Source organism: Holdemania filiformis DSM 12042, assembly GCF_000157995.1.
Lineage (GTDB): Bacteria > Bacillota_I > Bacilli_A > Erysipelotrichales > Erysipelotrichaceae > Holdemania > Holdemania filiformis.
Map to the genome: position 1 here is coordinate 158,967 of NZ_GG657553.1, position 5,211 is coordinate 164,177.

The following is a 5,211-nucleotide window of genomic DNA, read 5'->3' on the forward strand; positions in this document are numbered from 1 at the left end:
GAATTCCTTTTCGATCACTCATTCCAAGGATCGCAGAAATGGAAGCAGAAAAAAGCACAGGAAGGGAGGCCCTGTGCTTTTCAACACGATTGCATCGAGCTGTCGTCAACTCCGGCTGCAATTAGGAAATGATTATTTTTGAAAATCTTCGATCAGCTGCTTATACCAGCCATAACTCTTCTTCGGGATTCGCCGGCAGTTGTCCTCAAAGTCGACGCGCACCAGCCCGTAACGCTTCTCATAGCCGTTCACCCAGCTGTACAAGTCCATCGTCGACCAGGCATAATACCCCCGGACCGGGCAGCCTTCCTCCATCGCGCGGAACATATAATCAATATAGCCCTGCATCATCTCAATCCGCTCATCGTCCTGCACGACGCCGTTTTCATCCGGCGTTTCATAACAGCCGTGACCGTTTTCCGTGATGTAGACATCAATGTCGCCATACCGTTCGCGGATTTCCCGCAAGGTGTTCAACATGCAGCGCGGATAAATTTCGCGACCCCACAGATTACGCTTCGTCGAGGGATCGATCGTTGTTTCATACCAGTTCTTAATCCGGATGCCTTCCTTCGCCGCCGATCCTGCGCCGCGGTTATTGTGGAAAACTTCGGTTTCCCCTTCGCTGTAATCCGTAATATAGAATCGATTGTAGACATTCAGTCCCAGGAAATCAACTTTTCCTTCCGCCAAGGTCAGCGCATCCTCAAACCGCACATAGGAAGTGTCGATCCCGTTTTCATTCAGCCACGGAAGCAGCGCGCCCGGCAGTTCGCCCTTGATCGCGCAATCCAATATCAGCTTGTTGTAAAACAGATCGGCGATCATCCGGATCCGCTGGGGATCCTTCGTCTGCGGCGCGACCTCGACGTTGCTGCTGTCATGCACAATCCCGATCCGCCCGTCCTGATGTAACTTCCGGTAGACCGCGACAGCTTTCGCACTGGCCAGCGCTTCATGATAAAGCGTCTTGAAATAACGGTCAAAATCCAGCTTGTGGTTCGGCGGATAATTGCCTACGATATTGCTGCAATAGGCGTAATATTTCGGTTCGTTGATCGTTACCCACAGCTTGACCCGGTCGCCGAACACCTTGAAACACACCTCGGCATATTCGGCAAACGCCTCGACGATTTCCCGGTTCGCCCAGCCGCCCTGCGCGGCCAGCGCCTGCGGCAGATCGTAGTGGAACAACGTCACATTGGGAACCACGCCGTTTTCCAGGCAGCAGTCGATCACCCGGTTGTAAAACGCAATTCCTTCTTCATTGACACGGCCCCGGCCTTCCGGCAGAATCCGGCACCACGACAGGGAAAAACGGTAGGAGTTCTGGCCTCCGGCCTTTAACATTTGGATATCTTCCTGATAATGATGATAGAAGTCGCAGGACACATCGCCCGTCGCTCCGTTGATGTTAAGCGGACTTTCATGGGAAAACACATCCCATTCGCCAACGCCCTTGCCATCCAGATTCCACGCGCCCTCGCATTGATAAGACGCCGTCGCGCTGCCCCATAAAAATTCAGATTTCTGCATTATTTCACCTCCTGTTTTTTTCTTTTTGATTCGTCATAAGCCTGATTCCGGTCTGCCGCTTCATGAATTGTTTTTCATGCCTGTCGGCTTCCCGCTGGCTTGTTACAGATCCTGATGCTCCTCGATAAACTGCTTATACCAGTAATAGCTTTTCTTCGGAATCCGCTTCAGCCCCTTTTCATAATCCACGCGCACCAGGCCATAGCGCTTCTTATAGCCATTGATCCAGCTGTAAAGATCCATCGTTGACCAGACATAATAGCCCATGACGTTCACGCCCTCGGCTTTGGCCTTCAGGATCTGTTCCAGGAAATCATGGAGGAACTGGATCCGGTCATCGTCTTCAACCCAGCCGTTTTCATCCGCAACGTCATACGCCCCATGACCATTTTCCGTAATATAGATCGGAATATCGCCATATTTCTGCTTCCGCTTGATCAAGGTGTTGTAGATACACTGCGGATAAATTTCCCGTCCCCACGGATTCAGCGGAACCCGCGGATCGGTATCGGACTCGAACCACCCCTTGACGGTCTTGCCTTCCTTCGCCGCTTTGCCGGAACCATCGTTGTTTCCGGCGTTGTTGACGGTCGCACAGGTTTCTCCGGATATATACGGTTTGACCAGCAGCCGGCTGTACGCGTTCTGACCGAGGAAATCAATCGTGTTTTCCCGGATCAGCGCCTGATCTTCCGCTTTCATAAAGGACAGATCGATGCCGGAAGCTTTCACCTTGTCAATGAGCTTCTGCGGGATTTCGCCCTTGATCGCCGGATCCAGCACCCAGTCGTTGGTAAACAGATCGCCGTTTTCCACTGCCTCGCGATACGCCGGCGTATCCAGCACGGATTCAGCGCTGCAGGAAGCGTGCACCAAACCAATTTTGGCGTTCAGCTTCAGCTTGCGGAATTCGCGGATCGCCTTGGCGTTGCACAAAATCATGTTGTAGGCACACTCGCAGAAATGCTGCATATTGACCTGTTCGTTCGGCGGATAATTGCCGACCATGTAACAGCACGAAGCGTTGTGCGTCGGTTCGTTAATCGTGACGTACAGCGGAATCCGATCGCCGAAATGACGGAACACCGCCGCTGCGTAATAGGCGAATTCATCGGAAATGCCCGGCCAGCACCAGCCCCCCTGATCGCCGACATAATCCGGCAGGTCATAATGGACTAAGGTCACATTCGGTACAATCCCGTATTTTTCACATTCCGTCAGAACCTTGTCATAGAATTCAAAGCCTTTTTCGTTGATCACACGGTCCGCCTTCGGCACGATCCGCGACCAGCTGATGGAAAAACGGTATGTGTTCTGACCGCCTTCAGCCATCATCCGGATATCTTCCTGATAATGATGATAGAAGTCGCAGGATACATCGCCGGTAATCCCGGTCGTGTTCTTCACGCTGTGGCAGAATTGATCCCAGATGCTCGGGCCTTTGCCCTCCGCATCCCAGGCGCCTTCGCATTGATAAGCGGCAGTCGCACTGCCCCATAAAAACTTTTCCTTCATTTCCTATCCTCCGTTCTCTGATTTTTCAATTATTTAGGATTCGTTGCTGGACTTTTCCGTCAGTTCCAGATCCTGTCCGCTGCTGGCAATGACCTTTTGAAACCAGGCATAGCTCAGCTTGGGAATCCGCCGGCAGTCTTTGGGATCGTCATCCTCCCGGTCGACGTAGATCAGGCCGTATCGTTTCTGATAGCCGTTTTGCGTACTGGCCAGATCAAACGCGCTCCAGGTGCAGTACCCGATCAGCGGGACGCCGTGCGCCAGCGCCAGCCGCGCCTGCTCGATCTGTTTCCGCAGATAGGCAATCCGCCGGACATCCCGGATCTCACCCCGGGTATCCGGGGTTTCCTTCAATCCCAGGCCGCGTTCGATGATGAACAGCGGAAGCTCTGTGCGCTGCGCCACGTCTTCCAGGATCAGGCGGGTTCCCGCCGGATCGACTTCCCAGTCGAAACCGCTCGTTCCCAGCTTTGGATTTTTAACAATTTCAAAGATTCCGGGCAGATTGAAGCCATATTTCATCCCGGTCGGATCCGCAAAGCTTGCGGCCGCGCCTTTTTTGACGGTGACCGAGGTATAGCTGCTGAACGAAACCATCGTCGCCAACCCGCTTTTTAAAGTTTCCGCATCCCCAGGCTCCAGCTTCGGCATCGCGCCCAGCCGGGTTAACAGCGCCGCGGCCGGGGCGGAATAGCGGCCGCTCACGGCCAGATCGAGATCCAGCCAGTTCCGGATCAATTCCATATTCATTGCCGCTTCCACATCCTCGGGATCCGGCGTCAGCGGGTAAACCTTCACCAGGTTCAGCGCCGGGCCGATCCAGCCCGGATATCCGCGTTGATGAAACCGCCGGAAGACGCGGGCCTGCGCCAGCGTCCGATGATGATTTTCCTGAAACGCCTGCGCCAGTGAACCGGAGGGCGAAAGCAGCCGGTCGATCGTCAACAGATTTTGCTCGCAAATCGGCTGCCAGTACAGGACTTGCCCGGCGAAGTGATCGAACATCAGCCCGCAATAGTCCTCAAAGGCGTCGATCGTTTCCCGGCACGCCCAGCCGCCCTGCCTGGCCAGCGCCCAGGGCAGGTCGTCATGATAAAGCGTGACGATCGGTTCTATCTGATTTTCCTTCAACAGGTTGATCAAACGGGCATAAAACGCCAGTCCCTGCGCGTTGACTGGACCGCGCCCCTGCGGCAGCACGCGGGACCACGAAATCGAAAAGCGATAAGCCTTTAATCCCAGCGCTTTCAACAGCGCGACGTCTTCTTCCAGATGATGCAGATGATCGGAGGCGGTCCGCAGAATTTCCCGCTGACCCGGCCGGATATCCTGAACGGATGGCCCTTTGCCCTCGTCCAGCGCGCCGCCTTCAAACTGCCAGGCACTGGTGGATGCAGACCACAGAAAATCTGCGGGAAATTGTCCGTTTGGGTTCATGGGCGGCATCCCATTCTTCCTCCGCACAGACTGACAAGGGCAGTAAAGCTCTGGTATTGCCGGGCGATGAACCGCTCCTGAACAGCGTTAAATTTCATCGATCGGAAACATCGGGCGCAGGATTTGTTTAAATGGAATAAGCCGGGTATCCTGCGGCGTCGCCCCGCCGGTCAGTGACATCACGCACAGCTTGCCCAGAGCCTTCAGCTCCGGATGGATGTAGCCTTGCTTGACGACGAAAATATCATAGTCTTCCACGTTAATGCCGCAGGCGGTCAGCTGACGGATTTCGACAAATGAATGATTGTTGTCAGTGACCGCGATATCAATCGGTGTCCCCGGCAGCCGCACGGTAACGATCGGTCCGTAATCGCCTTCCTCACCATACATCGCGGTTCCCGCCTGGCGGCCATGATGCAGCACGACGACATCGAGATCGACCGGTTCGCTGTATGCATCCAGTCCCATCCCCAAACGCAGGGAAACCTGTTCGTTCTCCGCACAGGCCATCAACTGATGACAAGCGGCCGGATCGTTGATCGCGGCGAACAGAATGCGCTTGGATAACGCCGGCAGAGCCAGCACCTGTCTTAAAATGAACGTGTTCGCGCCCATTGCGCCGGAGGTAACGTTATCGCCGGAATCCGTGATGAAGACCGGCTTGCCGTCAAAGGCCAGGGCCATCGCCAGCGCTTCGTCCGGGGCCGCAGTCGTGCCGGTGTA

General features: G+C 54.7%; 4 protein-coding genes. All 4 read right to left on the bottom strand.

The features are described 5' to 3' along the window. Positions 1-132 precede the first annotated feature (132 nt). Complete coding sequence (locus HOLDEFILI_RS03190) at positions 133-1,536, bottom strand: glycoside hydrolase family 1 protein (protein ID WP_006057970.1); 1,404 nt, start codon at positions 1,534-1,536, stop codon at positions 133-135. Positions 1,537-1,638: 102 nt separating this feature from the next. Then, positions 1,639-3,051: a glycoside hydrolase family 1 protein gene (locus HOLDEFILI_RS03195; RefSeq protein WP_006057971.1), complete on the bottom strand. Its 1,413-nt coding sequence runs from the start codon at positions 3,049-3,051 to the stop codon at positions 1,639-1,641. A gap of 33 nt (positions 3,052-3,084) precedes the next feature. Then, positions 3,085-4,497 carry a glycoside hydrolase family 1 protein gene (locus HOLDEFILI_RS03200; protein WP_006057972.1) on the bottom strand — a complete coding sequence of 471 codons (1,413 nt, stop codon included), beginning with the start codon at positions 4,495-4,497 and terminating at the stop codon, positions 3,085-3,087. A 78-nt stretch (positions 4,498-4,575) separates the two neighbouring features. Then, the coding region (locus HOLDEFILI_RS03205) for an MlrC C-terminal domain-containing protein (protein WP_006057973.1) at positions 4,576-5,211 on the bottom strand (636 nt) is incomplete at its 5' end.